General features: G+C 46.8%; 18 protein-coding genes. 13 read left to right on the top strand and 5 right to left on the bottom strand.

The features are described 5' to 3' along the window. Positions 1-24: 24 nt before the first annotated feature. The 3 genes from galT to R5H20_RS23070 are packed head-to-tail and all read right to left on the bottom strand — an operon-like array spanning position 25 to position 3,694. Positions 25-1,512: a UDP-glucose--hexose-1-phosphate uridylyltransferase gene (gene galT, locus R5H20_RS23080; protein ID WP_006639758.1), complete on the bottom strand. Its 1,488-nt coding sequence runs from the start codon at positions 1,510-1,512 to the stop codon at positions 25-27. Beyond that, complete coding sequence (galE, locus tag R5H20_RS23075; protein ID WP_006639757.1) at positions 1,509-2,510, bottom strand: UDP-glucose 4-epimerase GalE; 1,002 nt, start codon at positions 2,508-2,510, stop codon at positions 1,509-1,511. The genes galT and galE overlap by 4 nt, the downstream gene beginning before the upstream one ends. Before the next feature lie 14 nt (positions 2,511-2,524). Further along, complete coding sequence (locus tag R5H20_RS23070; RefSeq protein WP_006639756.1) at positions 2,525-3,694, bottom strand: galactokinase; 1,170 nt, start codon at positions 3,692-3,694, stop codon at positions 2,525-2,527. Positions 3,695-3,948: 254 nt separating this feature from the next. Here R5H20_RS23070 and R5H20_RS23065 point away from each other — a divergent pair, with 254 nt between their 5' ends. The 6 genes from R5H20_RS23065 (at position 3,949) to R5H20_RS23040 (ending at position 12,003) form a co-directional block, all read left to right on the top strand. Then, the gene (locus tag R5H20_RS23065) at positions 3,949-4,941 is read left to right on the top strand and encodes a galactan degradation operon transcriptional regulator GanR (RefSeq protein ID WP_006639755.1); all 993 of its coding nucleotides are present in this window, start codon (positions 3,949-3,951) and stop codon (positions 4,939-4,941) included. Positions 4,942-5,084: 143 nt separating this feature from the next. Continuing rightward, the gene (locus tag R5H20_RS23060; protein ID WP_006639754.1) at positions 5,085-6,353 is read left to right on the top strand and encodes an arabinogalactan oligomer ABC transporter substrate-binding protein GanS; all 1,269 of its coding nucleotides are present in this window, start codon (positions 5,085-5,087) and stop codon (positions 6,351-6,353) included. A gap of 81 nt (positions 6,354-6,434) precedes the next feature. Further along, the gene (locus tag R5H20_RS23055; RefSeq protein ID WP_006639753.1) at positions 6,435-7,691 is read left to right on the top strand and encodes a galactooligosaccharide ABC transporter permease GanP; all 1,257 of its coding nucleotides are present in this window, start codon (positions 6,435-6,437) and stop codon (positions 7,689-7,691) included. Between the two features lie 3 nt (positions 7,692-7,694). Then, positions 7,695-8,534 carry a galactooligosaccharide ABC transporter permease GanQ gene (locus tag R5H20_RS23050; protein WP_006639752.1) on the top strand — a complete coding sequence of 280 codons (840 nt, stop codon included), beginning with the start codon at positions 7,695-7,697 and terminating at the stop codon, positions 8,532-8,534. A 36-nt stretch (positions 8,535-8,570) separates the two neighbouring features. Further along, complete coding sequence (locus R5H20_RS23045; RefSeq protein ID WP_006639751.1) at positions 8,571-10,625, top strand: beta-galactosidase GanA; 2,055 nt, start codon at positions 8,571-8,573, stop codon at positions 10,623-10,625. Positions 10,626-10,728: 103 nt separating this feature from the next. Continuing rightward, positions 10,729-12,003: an arabinogalactan endo-beta-1,4-galactanase gene (locus R5H20_RS23040; protein ID WP_006639750.1), complete on the top strand. Its 1,275-nt coding sequence runs from the start codon at positions 10,729-10,731 to the stop codon at positions 12,001-12,003. A 170-nt stretch (positions 12,004-12,173) separates the two neighbouring features. Here R5H20_RS23040 and ald read toward each other — a convergent pair whose 3' ends face one another. Then, positions 12,174-13,304 (bottom strand): alanine dehydrogenase, encoded by a 1,131-nt coding sequence (ald, locus tag R5H20_RS23035; protein WP_006639748.1) that lies wholly within the window; start codon positions 13,302-13,304, stop codon positions 12,174-12,176. A gap of 313 nt (positions 13,305-13,617) precedes the next feature. Between ald and R5H20_RS23030 the strand changes: the two genes are divergently transcribed. Both R5H20_RS23030 and R5H20_RS23025 read left to right on the top strand, forming a co-directional pair. Further along, on the top strand, positions 13,618-15,042 hold the full coding sequence (locus tag R5H20_RS23030; protein WP_006639747.1) for an alanine/glycine:cation symporter family protein: 1,425 nt from the start codon (positions 13,618-13,620) through the stop codon (positions 15,040-15,042). Positions 15,043-15,205: 163 nt separating this feature from the next. Continuing rightward, positions 15,206-16,891: a methyl-accepting chemotaxis protein gene (locus R5H20_RS23025; RefSeq protein ID WP_006639746.1), complete on the top strand. Its 1,686-nt coding sequence runs from the start codon at positions 15,206-15,208 to the stop codon at positions 16,889-16,891. A 28-nt stretch (positions 16,892-16,919) separates the two neighbouring features. Here the strand turns inward: R5H20_RS23025 and R5H20_RS23020 are convergent, their stop codons facing one another. After that, positions 16,920-17,306: a YxeA family protein gene (locus R5H20_RS23020; protein WP_006639745.1), complete on the bottom strand. Its 387-nt coding sequence runs from the start codon at positions 17,304-17,306 to the stop codon at positions 16,920-16,922. A 183-nt stretch (positions 17,307-17,489) separates the two neighbouring features. Here R5H20_RS23020 and R5H20_RS23015 point away from each other — a divergent pair, with 183 nt between their 5' ends. From R5H20_RS23015 to R5H20_RS22995, 5 genes are all read left to right on the top strand, one after another. Beyond that, positions 17,490-18,197, top strand: a complete 708-nt coding sequence (locus tag R5H20_RS23015; RefSeq protein WP_006639744.1) for a response regulator transcription factor — start codon at positions 17,490-17,492, stop codon at positions 18,195-18,197. Continuing rightward, positions 18,194-19,201: a sensor histidine kinase gene (locus R5H20_RS23010; protein ID WP_006639743.1), complete on the top strand. Its 1,008-nt coding sequence runs from the start codon at positions 18,194-18,196 to the stop codon at positions 19,199-19,201. The genes R5H20_RS23015 and R5H20_RS23010 overlap by 4 nt, the downstream gene beginning before the upstream one ends. A gap of 91 nt (positions 19,202-19,292) precedes the next feature. After that, complete coding sequence (locus R5H20_RS23005; protein ID WP_006639742.1) at positions 19,293-20,057, top strand: ABC transporter ATP-binding protein; 765 nt, start codon at positions 19,293-19,295, stop codon at positions 20,055-20,057. Then, on the top strand, positions 20,032-21,918 hold the full coding sequence (locus tag R5H20_RS23000; protein WP_006639741.1) for an FtsX-like permease family protein: 1,887 nt from the start codon (positions 20,032-20,034) through the stop codon (positions 21,916-21,918). Before R5H20_RS23005 ends, R5H20_RS23000 begins: the two co-directional genes overlap by 26 nt. Positions 21,919-22,090: 172 nt before the next feature. Then, positions 22,091-23,179: an acyltransferase family protein gene (locus R5H20_RS22995; protein WP_088273112.1), complete on the top strand. Its 1,089-nt coding sequence runs from the start codon at positions 22,091-22,093 to the stop codon at positions 23,177-23,179. Positions 23,180-23,356: the final 177 nt, after the last annotated feature.

The following is a 23,356-nucleotide window of genomic DNA, read 5'->3' as shown; positions in this document are numbered from 1 at the left end:
GCCTATTTTAACACCGGTGAAGCTTTACCCCTGATGATTGATTGTGCGGATGAAGCGCATGAAAGCTTCGCGGTCTTTGAATACCCCGGCATCCTCAAGAGCTTTAACAAATTTCTGGCCAAGTTCTTTTCGTACAATTGATTCAGCCTGCTCCGGCTCGGACAGCTCTCCGTATTCGGTTTTGAGCTGTTCTGCCCATTCCCGGTGATGTGCTTCAACGGCATCTGACTGACCGAGCAGGAATTCTGTTACTTCCGCCAGTTCGGTCTTTAAGCGGGGAGGAAGGACGGCGAGGCCCATCACTTCGATTAAGCCGATATTCTCTTTCTTAATATGATGAACGTCAGCATGCGGATGGAATATGCCGTATGGGTGCTCGGCAGATGTCCGGTTGTTTCTGAGCGCAAGGTCGATTTCAAAAACGCCGCTGACGTTTCTTGCGATAGGCGTAATCGTGTTATGAGGCGTGCCATCTGTAAAAGCCGTGATATCCGCTTGTTGATCCGAGTAGGTTTTCCAAGTCTGAAAAATATCGTCCGCCGCCTCAACAAGGCTGTTGATCGCCGTTCCTTTCAGGCGGATGACAGACATCGGCCATTTTAAAACAGAGGCTTCGATGGACGGATGCTGTTTGATTTGAAAGGAGAACGCGTCTTCTGCGCGCGTCATCGCAAACTCATATCGTCCGGCCTGATAATGGTCATGGCTTAAAATAGACCCGCCGACGATCGGCAAATCGGCATTCGATCCGATAAAATAATGCGGAAACAGCTCTGTAAAAGCAAGCAGCCTGTGAAAGGCAAGCTTATCAATTTTCATCGGCCGATGCTGCTCAGAAAATAAAATGCTGTGCTCGTTATAGTAAGCATATGGAGAATATTGAAAATACCAGTTTTCTCCGTCGAGCGTGACTTTAATAATCCTGTGGTTCGCCCGGGCAGGATACCCGATCCGCCCTGCATACCCTTCGTTTTCTTTGCACAGCAGGCACGTCGGATAACTGCGTGCTCGTTTTGCAGCGGCGCGTTCCCGTTTGATTTGCTCAGGGTCTTTTTCCGGCTTTGACAAATTGATCGTAATATCCATTGTGCCGTAAGGTGTATCCATCTGATACGAAACATTTTTTTCAATTCGTTTCGTCTGGATGTAGTTGCTGTTTTTGCTGAGCTGATAAAAATATTCGGTGGCCTCCAGCGGCGAGTGCTTGCATTTTTGCTGAAACACGGCATTGATGACAGAAGGTCTTGCAACAAAGCAGTTCATCACATTTGCCGCAAGCATGTCTTTCGCATCTATGTCGTCAGTTATCACGCCGTGTTCGACTGCATAGGCGGTGAGTTTTTCCAAAAGGTCGGGGATGGAGTCACCGGAAGCCGCAGAGGCTTCTTCGGGAAACGAGTCCAGACCCAGCAGATTCATCACTTGGTTGCGTGCGTAGTTTACGTCAGCCGGTTCGATTAACCCTGCTTCAAGCGCTTTTTGAATGAGACCGGCTATGTCTTGTTCAATCATGTTGACACTTCCTTCCTGTACCCGTTTGGATGTGAGGAATGCCACTTCCAGGCGTCTTCAATGATCTTTGCTACAGAAGTGCGCGAAGGCCTCCAGCCCAGAACTTGCTTTGCCTTGTCAGATCCGGCAATCAGGATGCTCGGATCACCGGATCTGCGCTTGCCGATCTCGGCGGGAATGTCTTTCCCGGTTACCTTTCTGGCCGCATCAATCATTTGTTTCACCGAAAATCCTTCGCTGCTGCCGAGGTTGAATATATCGCTTTTGCCGCCTTCTCTTAAATAGTCCAATGCCGACAGATGAGCGTCAATTAGGTCTTCAACATGAACATAGTCGCGGATGCACGTGCCGTCGGGTGTATCATAGTCATCACCGAAAATCGTAATATGCGGTCTTTGTCCGAGAGCGGTTTGCAGGATGATGGGAACTAGGTGTGTTTCAGGACTGTGGTCTTCTCCAATTTCTCCCGTCTCCCTTGCTCCTGCAACATTGAAGTACCTGAGAGACACAAAGTTGATACCATGGGCTTCTTCAGTCCGTTTCATGAGCTTCTCCATGATCAGTTTCGTTTCCCCGTAGGTGCTTGTCGGCCGCGTCGGCATGTCTTCTGTGATCGGTACCGATTCAGGCTCTCCGTAGACGGCCGCCGTCGAGGAGAATACGATTTTTTTCACATCGTGCTCGAGCATCGTCTGAAGCAAAACCTGTGTACCGGATACATTATTGTCGTAGTATTTAAGCGGATCTTTTATCGATTCGCCGACAAGTGAACTGGCGGCGAAGTGGATCACTTCTTCAATACGTTCTTTTTCGAAAACAGTGCGGAGGAAGTCGTGATCGCGCACATCCCCTTCATAAAAGGCCGCATCAGGATGCACCGCCTGTCTTTGGCCGGTCTCGAGGTTGTCAACGACAACGACGGTTTCGCCCCTGTCTAATAGTTGATACACGGCGTGTGAACCGATATAGCCGGCACCGCCCAAAACCAACACACTCATATCCATTCCCCTTTCTATATTTCTTTGGCGCCGTCGCCTATCGCCGCAGTATAAAAAGCGGCATCATAGCCAACCGTTTCGCGGTAGACGGCATTCACACGTTCTTTAAAGCTGTCTGTCCGGTCTTTTTCTACAATCGCAATCGCACAGCCGCCGAACCCGGCGCCGGTCATGCGGGCACCCAGGACACCGTCTTGTTCCCAGGCCGCTTGGACAATGGTATCAAGCTCCAGCCCTGTCACTTCATAATCATCCCTTAAAGACACATGAGATTCATTCATCAGCTTGCCGAACCCGGCGAGGTCGCCCCCGCGAAGTTTTTCCAGCGCTTTCAGCGTCCGGGCATTTTCGTACACAGCATGTTTGGCGCGTTTTTGATTGATTTCACTTCGGATGAGGTGCTGGTGGGCTTCAAATGCTTCCGCCGTCAATTCGCCCAAGCTTGCAATCGATAACTCCTTCTGCAGATCGCGGAGCGCCTCTTCGCATTGGGCGCGCCTTTCATTATATTTAGATCCGGCCAGCGTCCGCTGTTTGTTTGTATTGATGATGATCACATCGTGTTCCTTCAACACGAAGGGAGCATATGTGTAATCAAGTGTACGGCAGTCTAACAAAATCGCGTGATCCTTTTTCCCCATGCCGATCGCGAATTGATCCATAATGCCGCTCCCCACGCCGATGTATTCGTTTTCAACTTTTTGTCCGAGCTTCACCATGGAGATCGTGTCTGTCTGCAAATCATAAAGCCCTTTTAACAAAACGCCCGTCGCAAGCTCAATCGATGCGGAAGAAGAGAGGCCCGCTCCGTGCGGAATATTTCCGTAATACAAAATATCGGCGCCGTGAACGATTTGATGGCCTGCCGCTTTCATCAAAAGGAACATTCCTTTCGGATAGTTGGCCCAGCCGTCAGACTGGTCAAAGGCTAAATCGCTCAAGCTGCATTCAATGATTCCTTTGTCAGGGAAATTCTTTGAATAGAAACGGATCATTTGATCATCGCGCTTCACGCCAAGGGCATAGGTGCCAAATGAAATCGAGGCGGGGAAAACATGCCCTCCATTATAATCCGTGTGTTCGCCGATTAAGTTGATTCTTCCCGGAGCAAAAAAGGTTCGCGGTGTCTTTTCTGTCTTAAAAATAGAACGAAAGTCGTTTGATAAAGCGGCTGCAGTATTCATATATCCTCCCATTCGTTTGACGTGCAGACTTAATAAATTAATTTAATTAAGTTTAACCTCAGTTTACTACGGGTTTTCAATTGGTGCAATAAAAAGTGTTTTTTCAAATGAAGCGTTTTCATGTAAAATCCTTATTGTCAGGGATAGGGCAATCAGCACTTGACTTTTACGCAAATCAACGTTAAATTAGTAAAATATTTTACTAAAACAATTGGAATTTAAAATAAAGATGTTCATATGGAGGTTTTACAATCGTGGCGACGATAAAAGATGTTGCAGAAAAGGCGGGGTATTCCATCTCGACGGTTTCCCGCGTATTGAATAACGACGAAAGCCTGTCCGTACCCGATGAGACGCGGGAGAAAATATTTGAAGTGGCGGAAAGCCTGAACTACCGCAAAAAAACGATCAGGACACTGGTAAAAAACATCGCGTTTCTGTACTGGCTGACGGATAAAGAAGAGCTCGAAGACGTGTATTTTAAAACGATGAGGCTGGAAATCGAGAAGCTCGCAAAGCAATTCAACGTTGAACTGACGACGTATAAAAATTCGGGCGGCATTGACGCCATCCCCGAAAACATTGAAGGATTCATTGCCGTCGGATCATTTTCAGATGATGAATTAACCCGGTTAAGGCAGATGACGCCTCACGGAGTATTTATCGATTCGACGCCGGATCCGAATCATTTTGATTCAGTCAGGCCGGACTTAAAGCAGATGACGAGAAAAACGGTGGACTTTCTTATTGAAAAAGGGCATGAAAAGATTGGCTTTATCGGAGGCACGTACCACAATCCTAATACCGATGAAGACGAAATGGACGTAAGGGAACGAACGTTTCGCGATTATATGAAGGAAAAAGGGCTCTTGGAGGAAGGCTTTATTTTTTGCCGCAGGGGATTTTCGGTGGAAAACGGCTACCATCTGATGGATAAAGCGGTTGAAACATTGGGTGAAAAGCTGCCGACGGCCTTTTTTACAGCGGCGGATCCGATCGCCGTAGGCTGTCTTCAGGCCTTAAATGAAAAAGGGGTCGCCATCCCGGGCAGGGTGAGCGTCATCAGCATCAACAACATCAGTGTGGCGAAATACGTATCTCCGCCGCTGACGACATTCCATATCGATATTAAAGAACTTTGCAAAAACGCCATTGAATTGCTTCTTGAACAAATACTTGAAAAAAGAAAAGCTGTAAAAACGCTATATATCGGTGCAGAACTGGTGGTCAGGAAAAGCACCAATTAAAAAAAGGCGCGGGCTGTTCATAAGCCGCGCCTTTTTCGTAAATTATTTTACTATAGTCAGTAAAATAATTGTTTACACTTTTCCTTAGACATGCTATATTGTTTTTGTAAAACGCTTTCAATCCAATAAAAGGAATGAGACGAATGATGAATATGAAAAAATATGTTGGAATCAGCAGTGTGATTGCTCTCAGTTTGTCTTTAACTGCCTGCGGACCTAAAGAGAGCAGCAATGAAGCATCAGGCTCGAAGCAAAAGGAACTCGTGATCTGGGAGGATAAAGAAAAAAGCGAAGGCATTAAAGATGCCGTTGCCCAGTTTGAAAAAGAGCACGGCGTATCTGTCAAAGTCGTCGAAAAGCCTTACGCAAAGCAGATCGAAGACTTGCGGATGGATGGACCGGCAGGAACGGGGCCTGATGTGTTAACGATGCCTGGAGATCAAATCGGAACAGCGGTAACGGAAGGTTTGATCAAGGAATTAAAGGTGGACAAAGAGATCCAATCGATCTATACGGAACCTGCCATGAGATCCCAAGTGACAAATGGTAAGGTCTACGGCCTGCCGAAAGCGGTTGAAACGACGATGCTCTACTATAATAAAGATTTGATTTCTGAAAAAGAACTGCCGAAAACGCTGGATGAATGGTATGAGTATTCGAAAAAAACGGCTGACGGCAAAAAATTCGGTTTCCTGGCGCTGTTTGACCAGATTTATTATGCGCAGAGCGTCATGGGAGGATACGGCGGCTACATTTTTAAAAGCGATGCAGACGGCACTTATGATCCGACTGATCTCGGCTTGAATAACAAAGGTGCAGTCGAAGGCGCCGAGTACATTCAGAAGTTTTATCAAGAAGGGCTGTTCCCTGCCGGAATTATTGGGGAGCAGGGCATCAATGTGCTGGAATCGCTGTTTACGGAAGGAAAAGCAGCAGCGATCATTTCTGGTCCGTGGAATCTGGAACCGTTCAAAAAAGCGGGCATTAACTACGGGGTTGCCAAGCTGCCTAAGCTGTCCAACGGAAAACATATGAGTTCTTTTGTCGGCGTGAAGAGCTACAATGTAAGCGCTTATTCGAAAAGTGCCGATCTAGCGGAAGAATTAGCCGTCTTTCTCGCCAATAAAGAAAATTCAAAGAAGAGATATGAGATCACAAAAGAAGTTCCCGCTGTCAAAGAACTGGCGGATGATCCTGTCGTCACAAAAAGCGAAGCGGCTCAGGCCGTTGCCGAACAGTCTCAGTACTCAGAGTTGACGCCGAATATTCCTGAGATGAATGAAGTATGGACGCCGGCGGATGCGGCGCTGCAAACAATCGCAACCGGAAAAGCCGAACCGAAAAAAGCGCTTGATCAAGCCGCGGAAACGATACAAGGACAGATCAACGCAAAGCACAGCGGCAGCAAATAAGCCGCAGCATTGGTGTCAAACTTGTCTTAAGTTTGGCGCCATTTATTATAAGGACGTCCATATAAAGAGGTGAAAGAGAAGGTGCAGCATCGCAAAAAAGCTTTACTATTATCAATCATTCCCGGTTTGGGCCAATTCTACAATAAACAATGGATAAAGGGTCTGTTATTCCTTCTTTTAGGCGTCTCGTTCTTTGCGGTTTTTGGCGATTTGCTGAATATGGGGCTGTGGGGCCTGTTTACGCTTGGAACCGAAGTGCCGCGCGATAACTCGATTTTTCTATTGGCAGAAGGCATCATTGCCGTGATTGTCACCTGTTTTGGGCTGGCTGTCTATTACGCCAATTTGCGGGACGCCTACCAAAACGGAAAGCGGCGCGATGAACAAAAGGAGCTCAGTTCACTCAAGGAACAATATCATAATTTAATGGCTCAGGGATATCCGTATCTCATCAGCGGACCATCGCTGTTCATCCTGATTTTTGCCGTTGTTTTTCCGATTTTGTTCAGCTTTGCATTAGCTTTTACAAACTATAACCTCTACCATTCTCCGCCTGCCCACCTTGTCGATTGGGTAGGATTTAAAACATTTTCCGAAATTTTCACCGTTGATATTTGGCGGTCGACTTTTTTGGATGTTTTAGCTTGGACTATTGTCTGGACGCTTGTCGCTTCCACACTCCAAGTCGGGTTGGGAATTTTGTTGGCGGTTGTCGTCAATCAGAAGGAAGTCCGCTTCAAAAAATTTTTCCGGACGATTCTGGTCTTGCCTTGGGCCGTGCCCGGTTTTGTTACCATTCTTGTGTTTGCCGGCCTTTTTAATGACAGCTTCGGTGCTTTCAATCATCAAATCCTCGCCGCATTCGGGATCGATCCGATTCCTTGGATGACGAATGCCAATTGGACGAAGCTGGCGCTGATCCTCATGCAGGGATGGCTCGGATTTCCTTATGTGTTCATTGTAACGACCGGTGTTCTGCAGTCGATTCCGGACGACCTTTATGAAGCGGCGACAATTGACGGCGCGTCCGCGTTTTCGAAATTCAGGCATATCACATTGCCGCTGATTTTAATCGCGATGGCGCCGATTATCATTACGCAATTCACTTTTAATTTTAATAACTTCAATATTATCTATCTATTCAATGGGGGCGGTCCGGCTGTTCCCGGGTCAACAGCGGGAGGAACCGACATCCTGGTGTCCTGGATTTACAAATTAACGATGCAGTCAAGCCAGTACTCTTTAGCCGCCGCATTGACGATCCTGCTGTCGGTCTTCGTCATCTCGATCGCACTGTGGCAGTTCAGACGGACAAATTCTTTCAAAGAGGGGGCTTAACATATGAAGAAAAGAAGATTCTTTCGGCTCCTTCTGGCCTATTCTCTGTTGGCTTTTATGACAGTCGTTATCATATACCCTCTGCTTTGGACGGTGGGAGCCAGCTTTAATCCCGGCAACAGTTTGGTCAGTACTTCTATCATTCCGGCAAACCCGACATTGGATCACTATAGAGAATTATTCGCCGGAAAAGAGAGCCTTCAATACGGGCAATGGTATATAAACTCGCTGAAAATCAGCATCTTCACGATGATCGGGTCGGTCATCAGTGTTTCTTTTACAGCTTATGCTTTTTCAAGGTTTCGTTTTAAAGGAAGAAAAAACGCCTTAGTTTTATTCATGCTGCTGCAAATGATTCCTCAATTTTCGGCTTTGGTTGCGCTCTTTGTTTTAGCGCAGATGCTGGGAATGATGAACAGCCATTGGCTGCTGATTTTGCTGTACATCGGCGGACTCATACCGATGAACACGTATTTGATGAAAGGGTATATGGACTCCATTCCCATCGATTTGGATGAGAGCGCTAAGATTGACGGCGCAAGCAATACAAGGATTTTTCTGCAGATTATCATGCCGCTATCCAAACCGATGATCGCGGTCGTCGCCATGAACGGATTCACCGGACCGCTCGGGGATTTCGTTTTGTCTTCGACGATATTGCGGACGCCGGAGTCGTATACATTGCCGATCGGTTTATACAATTTAGTCAATGAAGTCATGGGAGCCAGCTATACGACGTTTGCCGCCGGCGCCATTTTGATCAGCATTCCGGTAGCCGTCATCTTTATCATGCTGCAAAAGAACTTTGTATCAGGATTGACGGCAGGGGGAACGAAAGGATAGTCCGAAGGAGAATATGGTCTAATAAAGGAGAGTATCATGCCAAAAATTTATACGACACAAGCAAAATACATGTTGCACGGGGGAGACTACAATCCGGATCAGTGGCTTGACCGTCCGGATATTCTTGCAGATGACATCAAGCTGATGAAACTTGCCCATACGAATACATTTTCAGTGGGGATTTTTTCATGGAGCGCTCTTGAGCCGGAGGAAGGCGTCTATACGTTTGAATGGCTGGATGATATGTTTGAGAGCATTCACCGGAACGGCGGCCGGATTATATTGGCGACACCGAGCGGCGCCCGTCCTGCTTGGCTGTCGCAAAAGTATCCGGAAGTGCTGCGCGTCAATGCGGAACGTGTCAAACAGCTGCATGGGGCAAGGCATAACCATTGCTTCACTTCATACGTATACCGTGAAAAAACGAGAGAGATCAACCGCTTGCTGGCGGAAAGGTACGGCAGTCATCCTGCCCTTTTGATGTGGCATGTTTCCAACGAATACGGGGGAGAATGCCATTGTGATCAATGTCAGCACGCCTTCAGAGACTGGCTGAAAAAGAAGTACAAACATGATCTTAAATCTTTGAATGCCGCATGGTGGACGCCTTTTTGGAGCCACACCTTCAACGATTGGTCACAGATTGAATCGCCGTCTCCGATCGGGGAAAATGCGGTGCACGGCTTGAATTTAGACTGGCGCCGCTTCGTCACTGACCAGACGATCTCTTTCTTTCAAAATGAAATCGTTCCGTTGAAGGAAATCACGCCGAATATTCCGATTACGACCAACTTTATGGCCGACACACATGATCTCATTCCATTTCAAGGGCTGGACTACAGCAAGTTTGCCAAACACCTGGACGTGATCAGCTGGGACGCGTATCCCGCCTGGCACAATGATTGGGAAAGCACAGCTGATTTAGCTATGAAAGTCGGCTTTATCAATGATTTGTACCGCAGCCTGAAACAGCAGCCGTTTCTTTTAATGGAATCGACGCCGAGCGCTGTCAATTGGCACGATTTTAATAAAGCGAAACGGCCGGGCATGCAGCTCCTGTCTTCTATGCAGATGATCGCCCACGGATCTGACAGCATCCTCTATTTTCAATGGCGGAAATCCCGCGGCTCATCGGAAAAATTTCACGGTGCTGTTGTCGGCCATGACAATTGTTCCGAGAACCGCGTGTTTAAAGAAGTAGCAAAAGTGGGGCAAACCCTTGAAGAGCTGTCTGAAGTCGTCGGAACGACCCGGCCTGCGGATGTCGCGATTCTCTATGATTGGGAAAACCATTGGGCGCTCCAAGATGCACAAGGATTCGGGATGAAGACCAAGCGGTATCCCCAAACCCTGCACGAGCACTACCGCGCGTTTTGGGAGCGTGATATTCCAGTCGACGTGATTACGAAGGAACAGGATTTTTCGTCGTACCGGCTGCTGATCGTACCGATGCTTTACTTAGCAAGCGAAGAAACAATCGCGCGCTTAAAGGCATTTTCTGCCAACGGGGGCACATTGGTGATGACGTATATTAGCGGAATCGTCAACGAATATGATCTGACCTATTTAGGCGGATGGCCACAAGATCTGCAAGAGTTGTTTGGCATTGTGCCAGTTGAAACCGATACGCTCTATCCCGGCGACAAAAATGCGGTCCGTTATCAAAACCGGTCATATGAGCTGAAAGATTACGCGACCGTGCTGAAGCTGAATACGGCAGATCCCGAGGGATTCTATGAGGACGATTTTTATGCGGACACGCCGGCTGTGACGAGCCATCCATACAAACAGGGGAAAACGTATTATATCGGTGCGCGTTTAAGCAGCCAATTTCATCGGGATTTTTATGGAACATTGATCAAAGAGCTAGTGATTCAACCGTCTTTTGACGTGAAACACCAGCCTGGCGTCTCCGTTCAAGTCAGACAGGATGAGAAAAATGATTATATTTTCATCATGAATTTCACGGAAAAACGTCAGTCCGTCGTGTTGGAGTCGGCCGTTAAAGATATGCTGACCGGCGAAACGCTGACCGGCGAAATCACTTTGGAAAAATATGAAGCCCGAATAGCGGTAAAAACAAAAAAATAAGCCCGGGGGACATCCGCTTTAATGTGGATGTTTCTCTTGAAAAATTAATGAAAACGTTTTCTGTTTGGCGTGTGCCAATCATGAAAGGGGAGAAGCGAGATTCATGAAAAACGTGGTGGCTGTTTTTGTGGTGCTGATTTTTGTTTTGGGCGCATTTGGAACCAGCGGTCCGGCGGAAGCCGTCAGAGGTTCCAGGGCGGCAGAAAGCGGCCTTTTTCTCGAAAAAGTTTCAGGGCTTCACAAGGATTTTATAAAAGGGGTTGATGTTTCAAGCATCATCGCTTTGGAAGAGAGCGGCGTCGCCTTTTACAATGAATCCGGAAAGAAACAGGATATATTCAAAACACTGAAGGAAGCAGGCGTCAATTATGTACGGGTGCGCATATGGAATGATCCCTATGATGCCAACGGCAATGGCTATGGAGGGGGAAATAATGATCTGAAAAACGCGATTCAGATCGGAAAACGGGCCACTGCCAACGGAATGAAGCTGCTGGCGGATTTCCACTATTCCGATTTCTGGGCGGACCCGGCGAAACAGAAAGCGCCGAAAGCATGGGCAAATCTAAGCTTTGAAGATAAAAAAACGGCGCTTTACCGATATACAAAACAAAGCCTTGAAGCGATGAAAGCAGCGGGCATCAACGTCGGCATGGTGCAGGTCGGAAACGAAACAAACGGGGGCCTTGCCGGTGAAACGGACTGGGCGAAGATGAGCCAATTATTCAATGCGGGGAGTCAAGCGGTCCGGGAGGCGGATTCGAATATTTTAGTTGCCTTGCATTTTACCAATCCGGAGACGTCCGGCAGGTACGCTTGGATTGCCGAGACGCTTCACCGGCACCATGTAGACTATGATGTGTTTGCAAGCTCGTATTATCCGTTTTGGCATGGCACACTGAAGAATCTAACATCCGTCCTGACATCAGTCGCGGATACGTACGGCAAAAAGGTCATGGTTGCCGAGACATCTTATACGTATACGGCTGAAGACGGAGACGGACACGAAAATACAGCCCCTAAAAACGGTCAAACGCTCAATTATCCGGTCACCGTTCAAGGGCAGGCGAACGCGGTCCGTGATGTGATTCAAGCGGTCAGCGATGTAGGCGAAGCCGGAATCGGCGTTTTCTATTGGGAACCTGCATGGATTCCAGTAGGACCGGCACACCAGCTCGAGAAAAATAAAGCGCTTTGGGAGACATACGGATCAGGCTGGGCCACAAGCTATGCCGCTGAATATGATCCGGAAGACGCAGGAAAGTGGTTTGGCGGCAGCGCCGTAGACAATCAGGCATTATTTGATTTTAAAGGACGTCCATTGCCGTCTCTGAATGTATTTAAATATGTTGATACGGGAACACCATTCAAGAATTGACTTGCAGCCGATTTCGGATGAAGGCGAACACCGTGTGCCGGAAAACGTCCTTCAATGTTTAAAGCAGAATGAAAAAAGGCCGGATGATATCCGGCTTTTTTTCGTGAAAGGACAGTCAGAAAGCGTTATTAAAATGTTCTCCATTCAATTGACAGAGAGATAAAGTCCGCTTAACCAGCGGTTACCGTTTGAAATGCATCTTCTACAGATGCGTATTCATATCCAAGATCGCGCGCGACGGCCTTGTAGGTGATGCTTCCGTTTGCAACGTTGACGCCGAGAGCGAGCGCCTGATTTTCGGCGATTGCTTGTTCAACGCCTTTATTTGCGATTTGCAAAGCGTAAGGCATAGTGACGTTTGTTAAGCCGATCGTTGATGTACGAGGAACGGCTCCCGGCATATTGGCGACGGCATAATGGACAACGCCGTGCTTCGTGTAAGTCGGATCGTCATGCGTGGTGATTTTATCAACCGTTTCAATAATGCCGCCCTGGTCAATCGCCACGTCTACAACAACTGAGCCTGGGGACATCGACTGAATCATCTCTTCTGTGACAAGCTTCGGCGCTTTTGCACCAGGAATTAAGACGGCGCCGATGACAAGGTCTGAGTCTTTTACGGCTTCCGCAATGTTGAGCGGGTTAGACATAAGCGTTTGAATGTCTTTGCCGAACTGGTCATCGAGCTGACGGAGGCGCTCAGCGCTCAAATCGATCAAAGTGACGTCAGCGCCAAGTCCGACTGCGATTTTGGCAGCGTTCGTACCGACCACTCCGCCGCCGATGATCGTGACCTTGCCGCGTTTTACGCCGGGTACGCCTGATAACAGGATGCCTTTGCCGCCTTTTGATTTCTCAAGAAATTGCGCGCCGATCTGTGAAGCCATGCGTCCGGCGACTTCACTCATTGGAGTCAGGAGCGGCAGCGTCCGGTTCACTTCAACCGTTTCGTAAGCGATGGCTGTGACGCCGCTGTCCACAAGCGCTTTCGCAAGCTTAGGTTCAGCTGCTAAGTGCAGATACGTAAACAAAACAAGTCCTTTTCGGAAATAGCCGTATTCAGAGCTGATCGGCTCTTTCACCTTCATGACCATATCCGCTTTTGCCCATACATCTTTCGCTTCAACCAAGATGTCTGCTCCGGCTGCTTTGTAGTCGGCATCCTCAAAGCCGCTTCCAAGCCCGGCTCCCTGTTCGATTAAAACTTGATGACCGCTTTTTTTAAGCGCGACTACTCCGGCCGGAGTAATGGCTACACGGTTCTCATTGTTTTTAATTTCTTTCGGAATTCCAATAATCATGATGTCGTCCCCCTCAAATGAAATATGATTCTACCGCTAGTATAAATCTCTGAACTGGCAAGAGCATCGTGCGTAAAATTAAAAATGTAAGCGCTTTTTTGTGAAATTTAACAAATTAGTGAACGTTGAATGAGGTGAAAGGCTTGATGCGAGGAGTTATCTATTAAAATTTTTTTCTTTAAAAAATAGTTTTGTTAAAAAAATAAATGTAAGCGATTACATTTTGTGTCGTTTCACAAACATAACCATTTTTCGTTGTGATAGAATATCTCTTGCAGCTATGAAAGCGTTATCTTTGTTGGGAGTGAGTCATATGGATATCTTAGAAATACTAGGCAAGATTAATAAGGTATTATGGGGGCCGCCCAGTTTAATTTTATTATTTGGGACAGGCTTATTTTTAACGATTGTTTTAAAAGGACTGCAATTTCGCCGCCTGATCTATGCGTTTAAGATCGGATTTGGCAAGGAAGACAGCAAAGACGCGGCTGCCGAAGGGGATGTGAGCCATTTTAAAGCTTTAATGACAGCGCTTGCCGCCACGATCGGAAACGGAAATATCGCAGGTGTCGCGACGGCATTGACACTCGGCGGACCGGGTTCGATCTTCTGGATGTGGGTTGTCGGGCTGTTGGGCATGGCAACGAAATACGCGGAAGCCTTGCTTGCTGTTAAATTCCGCGTAAAAAATGAAAAAGGGGAATATTCAAGCGGGCCGATGTATTATATCGAACGCGGACTCGGCCGCAGATTTAAAGGACTCGCCATCGCTTTTGCGCTGTTTGGAGCTTTTGCCGCTTTGGGGATAGGCAACAGCGTCCAATCCAATACGATTGCCGATATTACAAAGAACAGCTTCGGTATCGAAAACTGGGTGACAGGGCTGATTCTGGTCATTCTCGTCAGCGTCATCATCTTCGGCGGCATCCAGCGGATCAGCACGGTTGCCAGCTTCTTTGTGCCGATCATGGCTTTTCTTTACATGGGCGGGGCGATCTTGATTCTGATCTTGAATTATGACAAGATTATTCCGGCTTTTGAGCTGATTTTCTATTATGCTTTCCACCCTGTGGCAGCAGCCGGCGGTTTTCTTGGAATTGCCGTATCTGAAGCGGTTCGGAACGGGGTGTCCCGCGGCATTTTTTCAAACGAAGCAGGCCTTGGGACGGCCGCGCTAATCGCCGGAAATGCGCGTGCTGACCATCCGGTAAAACAGGCGCTCGTCGCAATGACCGGGACATTTATCGTTACGATCGTGGTGTGTACGATGACCGGTTTAACCCTTATTATTACCGGTTTCTGGGACCCGTCTGGCGGCTTGATATCAGGCGCGGCCCATAATGCCAGCCTGGAAGGCGGGGCATTGACGAGCGCGGCATTTGCCTCAGTACTCGGCGCGGCAGGAGAATACATTGTGTCGCTGTCGGTCATTTTCTTTGGGTTCTCTACAATTGTCGGCTGGTATGTTTACGGAGAAAAATGCTTCGAGTATTTGGCCGGCGCCAAAGGAATTGCGGGCTACAGGCTGGTCTACATCCTCGCCTGCGGCATCGGGACGGTCGCCAACCTCGTCACCGTCTGGGCGTTTGCCGATATGGCGAATGCGCTGATGATGATTCCAAACCTGATCGCCATCCTGCTGCTTTGGAAAGTCATCAAAGCAGAGACAAATGATTATTTTCATCACTTCTATGAACATACCAAATCGGCGGGTCCGCCAAGTAAACCAATTCATTAATCAATCAAAAGCTCTGCCTTTCCGGCAGAGTTTTTTCTTCGGCTTACAATCATACAAAATCTCAAATTTTGACGAAAAATGTCGATACTATGAAATGAAGAAGATATTTAAGTTGAAAATTGCTTTTCATCATTGATGACATAAAGGAGAAAGGATCACCATAATGAAAGTGAAAACAAAACTGCTGGGAATTATATCAATTTTAGTCGTTTCCATCGTTGGAATCGGAGGTTCCTCTGTTTTTATGATTTCTTCTACGGTGAAAAAGAATGAAGAACTTAAGGACAAAATGGAATTTCAAAAAGAGATTAAGCATATTCAATATCGTCTGACCGGCTTGTCGAATGACGAGAGAGGCCTTATTATGACCGGAGACAATGAATACAGTGAAGGAATGAAGGATAAGGCCGACGATGTTTTAAAGAGTCTTGACCGCGCCGGCAAACTGATCCGGGAAGACACATACAAAGCGAACGTCGAGGAAATTAAAGAAAATTTCAAGGCTTATTGGGATTTAAATCAACAAGTTATACAATCTTACGCTTCAAGTTCTAAAAAAGCCGAATCGATCCATTTCGGAGAGGAAAGAACATTAAGAAAAGAAGTCCTCGATCCGTCTGTCAACCAGCTGGTCAAAAGCCTGGAACAAGAGGTGGAAGATCTGAAAGCAGAGATCAGCGCTAATGGGACGATGAGCGAATGGGTTATCATCATTGTCACAGGAGTATCAGCTATATTAGGAATTGTTTTGAGTCTGCTGCTCTTGAAGTCTATTCTGGTACCGTTGAGAAGCCTGAATCAGCAGCTTGGGGACATCGCCCATGGCGAGGCGGATTTAACCAAGAAAGTGATCGTCAAAAATAAAGACGAGTTCGGCCAGCTTGCAAATTCTTTCAATGCTTTTGTTCAGTCGCTGACGCAAATTGTGAAGCAGATCAGCAGTTCGTCTGAGCAAGTCGCCGCTTCCTCTGAACAGTTGTCGGCAAGCGCGGAGGAATCGAAATCGACCTCCGAACTGATTTCGGAAGAGATGCAGGCGATTGCCGACAGCAATATGACGCAAAGCGAAATGACAGAAAAGAGCTCGGAATCGATTCATGAATTGCTGGACCGCTTATCATCCGTTGCCTCCAATACAGGAAGCATAGCGGATCTGTCGTCTTCGATGAGAGACAAAGCCGAAATCGGCTCCGAATCCGTTCATAAAATGCTCGAGCAAATGAATTTCATTGATAAATCCGTCGACTCAGCCGGAAGCGGCCTGCAGGCGCTCGTGTCCAGCACGGCAGAAATCAGCAACATTTCTTCGCTCATCACCGATATTTCGGAGCAGACGAATTTGCTGGCGCTGAACGCGGCAATTGAAGCAGCAAGAGCGGGAGAACAAGGAAAAGGGTTTGCCGTCGTGGCGGAAGAGGTCCGGAAATTGGCGGACGAAACGAATAAATCGGCGAACCATATTCAATCGTTGGTCACAACGATCCAAAATGAATCGGTAGAAACGGTGAATAATATAAAAGTCGTTCAAGAAAATGTCAGCTCCGGAATCGCTCTGTCCCAGGAGACGACCGGCAATTTTAACGAAATTTTGAACTTGGTGGAACAGGTTGCTTTTCAAATCCAAGAAGTCGCAGCTTCTACTCAGCAGCTGACATCAGGTGTCGAAATGGTTCAAAACACCATTCAAACATTAGCTTCCGGTTCACAGGAAACGTCGGCTGGCACAAAAGCGGTTGCTTCCTCAACTCAGGAGCAGCTGGCTTCGATGGAAGAAATCTCTTATGCAGCAGAGTCGCTGTCTCAATTGGCTGAAGAACTTCAAACCATTATCAATCGATTTAAATATTAAGCAGAAAACCCCATCAGGCGATGGGGTTTTAATTGGTTTTCATGGCGGCTAAAGCGCCCTCGGGGATTTCCTCTTCGTGTACTTCAGTCAAGCTTCCGGCTTTCGTTCCGTACGCCCATACTTTGATGAAAGCGCCGGGACGCAGTTTTTCGTCCGCCTCTGCTTCAATCTGCTGTTTGTGTCCGCTCGCGTCATATCCGGTTAATGTGTAGTTGTACTTTCCGTTATTCAGCTTTTCTGCATGATCTTCGGCTTTGAGATAATATGCCTCAGGCTTTCCCTGGCCTTGTATGAAATCATCGGCCAGCGGCACAAGGCCACCTGTCGCTTTCTGCAGGATAAAAACGCCGGCGATAAAAACGCCGGCAACGGCGATCAGAACCGCGGCAATCAGGCCGCCTGCCCGTGTCTTCATATACCTTCTCCTCTTTCATTCAGTTTTGTGGATGGTATTATTTTATAAAAAAGGCGCGGGAAGAAGAAATTGATTCATATTACAGTACACTTACATGATTGTAAGGTAGGACGGATCGCGGCGGCTTTTGTTTATCAGACCGCTTCGTGTCATAATATATCCAAACCAAAAGGAGAGACCGAGATGCAAAAAGTGATGATTGTAGAAGACGACCCGAAGATTGCAGATTTGTTAAAATCGCATATTGTCAAATACGGATACAACGTTCATGTAGTGAATGACTTTGACCGCGTTATGGATGAGTTCAGAAGCACGGCGCCTGATCTTGTTCTGCTTGATATTAATCTGCCGAGCTTTGATGGCTATTACTGGTGCCGGCAAATCCGCCAGGAATCGATTTGCCCTGTCTTGTTTATTTCGGCGCGGACGGGCGAAATGGATCAGGTCATGGCATTGGAAAACGGCGGGGATGACTTTATCACCAAGCCGTTTCACGCCGAAATCGTTATGGCAAAAATACGCAGCCAGCTTCGCAGGGCTTACGGAGAGTATGCGGCAAAGGCGGAGGAACGGCTTCTCGAAAAAGAAGGACTGCGACTGTATCCGGAAAGACTTGAACTGACATTCGGCGGTCAAACGGCTGCTTTGACGAAAAAAGAAGCCGATATTATCGAAAGCTTAATGGAACGCCACCCGAGGATTTCCGGCCGGGAAGATTTGCTGGCCAAGCTGTGGGATGATCAGGCCTATGTGGATGAAAACACGCTTAATGTCAACATTACACGCGTCAGAAAAAAGTTTCAGGAGCTCGGTATTGAAGATGCGGTGGAAACAGTGCGGGGCGCGGGCTACCGCTTGAATATATCCTGGGTGAAGGCGGGAGAGGAATGAAGCTTTTTTTCAAAGAACACTATTTGTTGATTGCCGTGCAAGTGCTGCAGTTTATCACGATGCTGTCGGTGTACTGGCTTGATGGGTATCAGCACATCAGGCCGGCTTTTTATGCTGTTTTTCTCGGCTTTTTCTTTCTTGGCTGCTATCTTTTCTACCATTACTATACGCGACGGAAGTTTTACAAGCGGATGACGAGCGGGCTGGAGTCATTGGATGACACCTTCAGGCAATCGAATCAGCCTCAATCACCTCTTTCAGAAGCGCTTGAACAGCTGCTGAAAAGCCAGTACAGGCAATACCGCCAAGAATTAAAGAAGCTGGAGCTTGGACAAAAAGAGCATTTGACTTTCATGGATCAATGGGTGCACCAAATGAAGACGCCGCTGTCGGTCATCGAACTGACGGCTCAAAATTTGGATGAACCGGAATCATCCAGCATCCGCGAGGAGACCGAGCGGATGAAAACGGGCCTCAATACGATTCTCTATATGGCCAGACTGCGGACGATCGAACAGGATTTCCGTATAAAACCGGTCGCATTGGCGGATATCGTTCACGAGGTTAATCGCGAAAATAAGCGCTTTTACATTCGCAGTCAAGTTTATCCTAAGTTCAAAGAAATCAAAAAAGGCATCACCGTCGAAACAGATGAAAAGTGGCTGTTTTTCATCATCTCCCAATTTGTCAACAATGCGGTCAAATACTCGGCGGGAAAAAGCAATACGGTTATTATTTCTATTGGTGAAAACGATTCGGAAGCGGTATTGCAAGTGACAGATTTCGGCGCCGGCATCCCGGATACAGATCAAAAGCGGGTATTTGACCCGTTTTTCACAGGAGAAAACGGACGCCGTTTCAGAGAATCGACCGGAATGGGTCTTTACTTGGCAAAAGCGGCGGCTGACCAGCTCGGCCACCGGATTGAACTTGACTCACAAGAAGGGAAAGGCACGACAATCCGGCTGATTTTCACCGCTACGCAAAACCTTACATCGATGTAATGAAAGTGAAAGAAGAATCGATAGTTCATCAATAAGAGATTTAGGTAAACTGATCACAGATCAAAAGTTAAAGGTGAAAGGAGATCTTGTGATGCTTCAGGTCAAACAAGCCAGTAAGATTTACGAAGGAAAAATTGCGTACCGCGCGTTAACGGATATTAACCTAACGATTGATAAAGGTGAATTCGTCGGCATCATGGGGCCGTCCGGAAGCGGAAAAACGACCCTATTAAATATGATTGCAACGATCGATGAACCAACGACGGGCGAAATATTGATCAGCGGCCAAAACCCGCATGTTCTCAAAAAAGAAAAATTGGCTAAATTTCGCCGCAGAGAGCTGGGATTTGTGTTTCAGGACTTTAATCTTCTGCCGACATTAACCGTTGAAGAAAATATCGTACTTCCTTTGACGCTTGACGGCGAAAAGGTCAAGGAAATGAAGCGGAGGGCAAACGATTTAGCTGAAAAGCTCGGGATTACCCAGATCATGAAAAAGCGCACATATGAGATATCGGGCGGTCAGGCCCAGCGCGCCGCTGTAGCGAGAGCGATGATTCATTCGCCGAAGCTTCTGCTTGCCGATGAGCCGACAGGCAACCTTGATTCAAAGTCATCCAAAGATGTGATGGAAATGCTTGAGTCGATCAACCGCAATGAAAAAGCGACCATGATGCTTGTCACGCATGACCCTCAGGCGGCAAGCTATTGCAACCGGGTCGTCTTTATTAAGGACGGAAAGCTGTATTCGGAGATCAACCGCGGCGATAACCGCCAAGCGTTTTTCCAAAAGATTCTCGATACACTGTCCTTGTTGGGAGGGGATGCAAATGACCTTTCGTCAGTTCGCGTTTAACAATGTCATTCGCAACAAAAGGCTGTATGCCGCTTATTTTCTCAGCAGCATGTTTACGGTGATGGTTTTTTTCGCATTTGCGATTTTTGCTTTCCACCCGGTGATGACCAGTGATTCTTTGACTTCCGGCATCGGGCAGCATGCATCCTTTGGCCTGTTGGTCGCCGGCGGCATTATTTTTGTCTTCTCTTTTTTCTTTGTGCTGTACTCGATGAGTTCATTTCTTCAATCGAGAAAAAAGGAATTCGGCGTTTTAATGATTCAAGGGATGTCGATGCGCCAAATTCGCATGATGGTATTTCTTGAAAATATGCTGATTGGATTTTTTGCGACAATCGGCGGGATTGTGCTCGGGCTCGTCTTCGCCAAATTGATACTGCTCACAGCGGAAAATGTCCTGATTATTGATAACAAGCTCGATTTTTACTTCCCGTTGATGGCGATGATTGTGACGTTTATTTCTTTTAACGGTCTGTTCTTATTTATCTCTTTTCTTGTGTCGTTTGTGCTCAGGAGCGAGAAGCTGATTGTTCTGTTAAAAGGGAACAAAATCTCCAAAGGGGAGCCGAAAGCATCTGCCTTGCTTACGCTGGTTGCTGCTGTGCTGCTTGCCGGAGGCTATTACACCGCTTTGATTGTCAAAGAAGGAGGCGTTCTTGTGGCGATGGTGCCGGTGACAATTGTTGTTATTATCGGCACATATCTGCTGTTTACGCAACTGAGTGTTTATGTGATCCGCAGGCTCAAAAAACGGGAAACCCTGTTTTGGCGGAAAACGAATATGATTTTGTTTTCTGATCTGTCTTACAGGATGAAAGACAATGCGCGGACGTTTTTTATGGTGGCCATTATCTCTACTGTCGCGTTCAGCGCCATTGGGACGCTGTACGGTTTCCAAACTCTGGTGACAAACGGAATTAAAGAGATGAACCCGCATACGTTCTCATATAAACCGCCGGAAACAAACAAACACATCGAAAAAGACGTGGATTTCATCAATGACACACTGGATGAAAGAAATATTAAAACAGACAAAGCTTCAGCTGTCCTTCAATATTTCGATGTAGACGGCAAGGACATGCTGATTGTGAAAGAATCTGACTATAACAAGTTTGCCGATCTCGTCGGGGCTGACCACATCAAGCTGGAAGACGGGAAAGCGGCGGCTGCCGAGTATGAGGTCAAAATCGGCTTAGAGGGAGAAGACGATCAGCAGCGCCCTTCGTCAATCCCTCTTGCAAACGGAAAACAGCTGAAGGCTGATCAAACGATCCGTTCAAAAGCGTTATCTGAACCCAGCTATTATATTGTGACAGACGATGATTTCGCACAGCTGAAAAAACCGAAAAGCGAAAACCGGTTCTATGCATGGCAGGCAAAAGAAGCAGATGGCATGGCTTTAGTGAAAGCCGGGGAGGCTTTGCAAAAGAAACTGGATTACATGTATTTCGGGGCTGTAGATTATGAGGTATATGATATAAGCAAAGGGTACGGCCCGATATTATTTGTCGGACTGTTTATCGGAATCGTCTTCTTCGTTTCAGCAGGAAGCTTCCTCTATTTCCGGTTGTACACCGATTTGGACGATGATAAGCAGAAATTCAAATCGATTGCCAAAATGGGCTTAACAGACCGCGAACTGCATAAAGTGCTGAACAGGCAGATCGGCATTCTGTTCTTCGCGCCTATCGCTGTTGCCCTTGTCCACGGTGCTGTGGCGCTGACCGCTTTATCGCATGCCTTTCAGTACAACCTGTTCAAGGAATCCGCAATGGTGCTCGGCGTGTTCTTCGCCATCCAGGTCATATATTACTTCATCGTCCGCTTCTACTATACAAAACAGATAAAAGCGGCGATTTGATTAGACTGCGTCTAATCCAGCTTGTAGAGAAACCCAAGTTTTTCTACAAGCTTTTTTTATACTTGCAGCCGGAAAATTTGGGATAAACATACCTATGTATTTTGCCTCTTTCTTGATTTGGATGATTATGTTAATTTGATATTATTTCAAATTTGAAAGAGGAGTGATCGATTTGCAGGTAAAAGAAATTTTTGTTATTCGCTTTATCTCCTGCTTAAGCGTTGTTTTGCTTCATGCGATATCGATGGTGCTCATGGTGCGGGCGGACATGCTTGGAGATACGGTTTTCCGGGTTGTCGAATCTTTCAGAACGCTCCTGATGTTCAGTACGCCGGCGTTTATTTTTATTTCCGAATTTTTGCTCGCGCATGCTTACCCTGGCGGCGTTCCGGAAGGATTTTTAAAAAAGCGGTTTAAAACAATTTTCATCCCTTTTCTATTTATCGCTGTTTTGGATGCTTTTATGACCGCAGGGCTGATGATGCAGCAATTTCATGCATCGGTCATTATGAAGAAACTGTTGGCCAATATTTTCTTGGGTAATTTCATCGGTTACTTCATCCTCGTCATCTTTCAATTTTACTTGCTGCACATGTGCTTCCATTCATTTTTGCAAAAGGCGTCGCCTAAATGGGTGCTTTCGTTTTCTTTTGCGGTCACGGCGGCTTATTTGAGCTATTTCACGTTCATTCATCCTCCGGTTGTTCAGGAAGAGGCGCCGTTTCCTTTTTCATGGGTGCCGTTTCCCGGCTGGCTCTTTTATTTTTGTTTGGCCTATTATTGCGGCAAAAATTACGAGCGCTTTTTGGCATTGCTGGAACGATACAGGCATGCGGTATATGCAGCGGCTGCTGTGACAGGATGTTTCATTGTAGCGGTTTCCTACTTCGGACAAGACATCGCGGTGACGTCAAAGCGTCCGGATATCCTGCTTTATTCGACAAGCGTCATTTTCTTATGCTTTCACCTGTTTTCAAAACTGAAGTCGGTGCCAAAGCTGATCATGATGATCAGCAACTATTCTTTTTCTATTTATTTATTGCACGCTTTTATCCTGATTTTCGGATTGGTCATCTTAACGAGCTTTGAAAGCATCGGTACGGTTTCGGCTGTTTTGCTTTTGTTTTTCATCTCTACAGGCGTTGCGGTTTTCATATCTTGGGCCGTCAATAAATTGAAGTACGGCTATATGTTTGTCGGAAAAATTTATGTGCCGAAAAAGAGGAGAATCGAGCAAAAAGTGAGCCATCATGCCGGTTAACGACTTAGCTTGATAGAGCGAAAAGCCAGAACGGCAGATTGCGCCGCCTGAAGCTTTTCGCTTTTTTATATTCTCGCAAAAATGTTCCGGTTTTGACACATCTTCTTTTAAATGGAAGATGACTTATTGCCTATAATCATATTATGATAACGATTATCATTTTCAGAATGTGGAGGC

The organism is Bacillus sp. KICET-3, from assembly GCF_033261025.1.
Taxonomy (GTDB): domain Bacteria; phylum Bacillota; class Bacilli; order Bacillales; family Bacillaceae; genus Bacillus; species Bacillus sonorensis.
The sequence above is the reverse complement of the archived record's forward strand: the minus strand, read 5'-3'. Positions and strand labels throughout refer to the sequence as shown.

Coding starts and splice junctions, on each gene's coding strand:
- R5H20_RS23050 (WP_006639752.1), top strand. CDS start 7,695: ATGAAGAAAAGAAGATTCTTTCGGCTCCTTCTGGCCTATTCTCTGTTG.
- galE (WP_006639757.1), bottom strand. CDS start 2,510: ATGAGTGTGTTGGTTTTGGGCGGTGCCGGCTATATCGGTTCACACGCC.
- R5H20_RS23025 (WP_006639746.1), top strand. CDS start 15,206: ATGAAAGTGAAAACAAAACTGCTGGGAATTATATCAATTTTAGTCGTT.
- R5H20_RS23040 (WP_006639750.1), top strand. CDS start 10,729: ATGAAAAACGTGGTGGCTGTTTTTGTGGTGCTGATTTTTGTTTTGGGC.
- R5H20_RS23010 (WP_006639743.1), top strand. CDS start 18,194: ATGAAGCTTTTTTTCAAAGAACACTATTTGTTGATTGCCGTGCAAGTG.
- R5H20_RS23060 (WP_006639754.1), top strand. CDS start 5,085: ATGATGAATATGAAAAAATATGTTGGAATCAGCAGTGTGATTGCTCTC.
- R5H20_RS23015 (WP_006639744.1), top strand. CDS start 17,490: ATGCAAAAAGTGATGATTGTAGAAGACGACCCGAAGATTGCAGATTTG.
- R5H20_RS23005 (WP_006639742.1), top strand. CDS start 19,293: ATGCTTCAGGTCAAACAAGCCAGTAAGATTTACGAAGGAAAAATTGCG.
- galT (WP_006639758.1), bottom strand. CDS start 1,512: ATGATTGAACAAGACATAGCCGGTCTCATTCAAAAAGCGCTTGAAGCA.
- ald (WP_006639748.1), bottom strand. CDS start 13,304: ATGATTATTGGAATTCCGAAAGAAATTAAAAACAATGAGAACCGTGTA.
- R5H20_RS23030 (WP_006639747.1), top strand. CDS start 13,618: ATGGATATCTTAGAAATACTAGGCAAGATTAATAAGGTATTATGGGGG.
- R5H20_RS23070 (WP_006639756.1), bottom strand. CDS start 3,694: ATGAATACTGCAGCCGCTTTATCAAACGACTTTCGTTCTATTTTTAAG.
- R5H20_RS23045 (WP_006639751.1), top strand. CDS start 8,571: ATGCCAAAAATTTATACGACACAAGCAAAATACATGTTGCACGGGGGA.
- R5H20_RS23000 (WP_006639741.1), top strand. CDS start 20,032: ATGACCTTTCGTCAGTTCGCGTTTAACAATGTCATTCGCAACAAAAGG.
- R5H20_RS23020 (WP_006639745.1), bottom strand. CDS start 17,306: ATGAAGACACGGGCAGGCGGCCTGATTGCCGCGGTTCTGATCGCCGTT.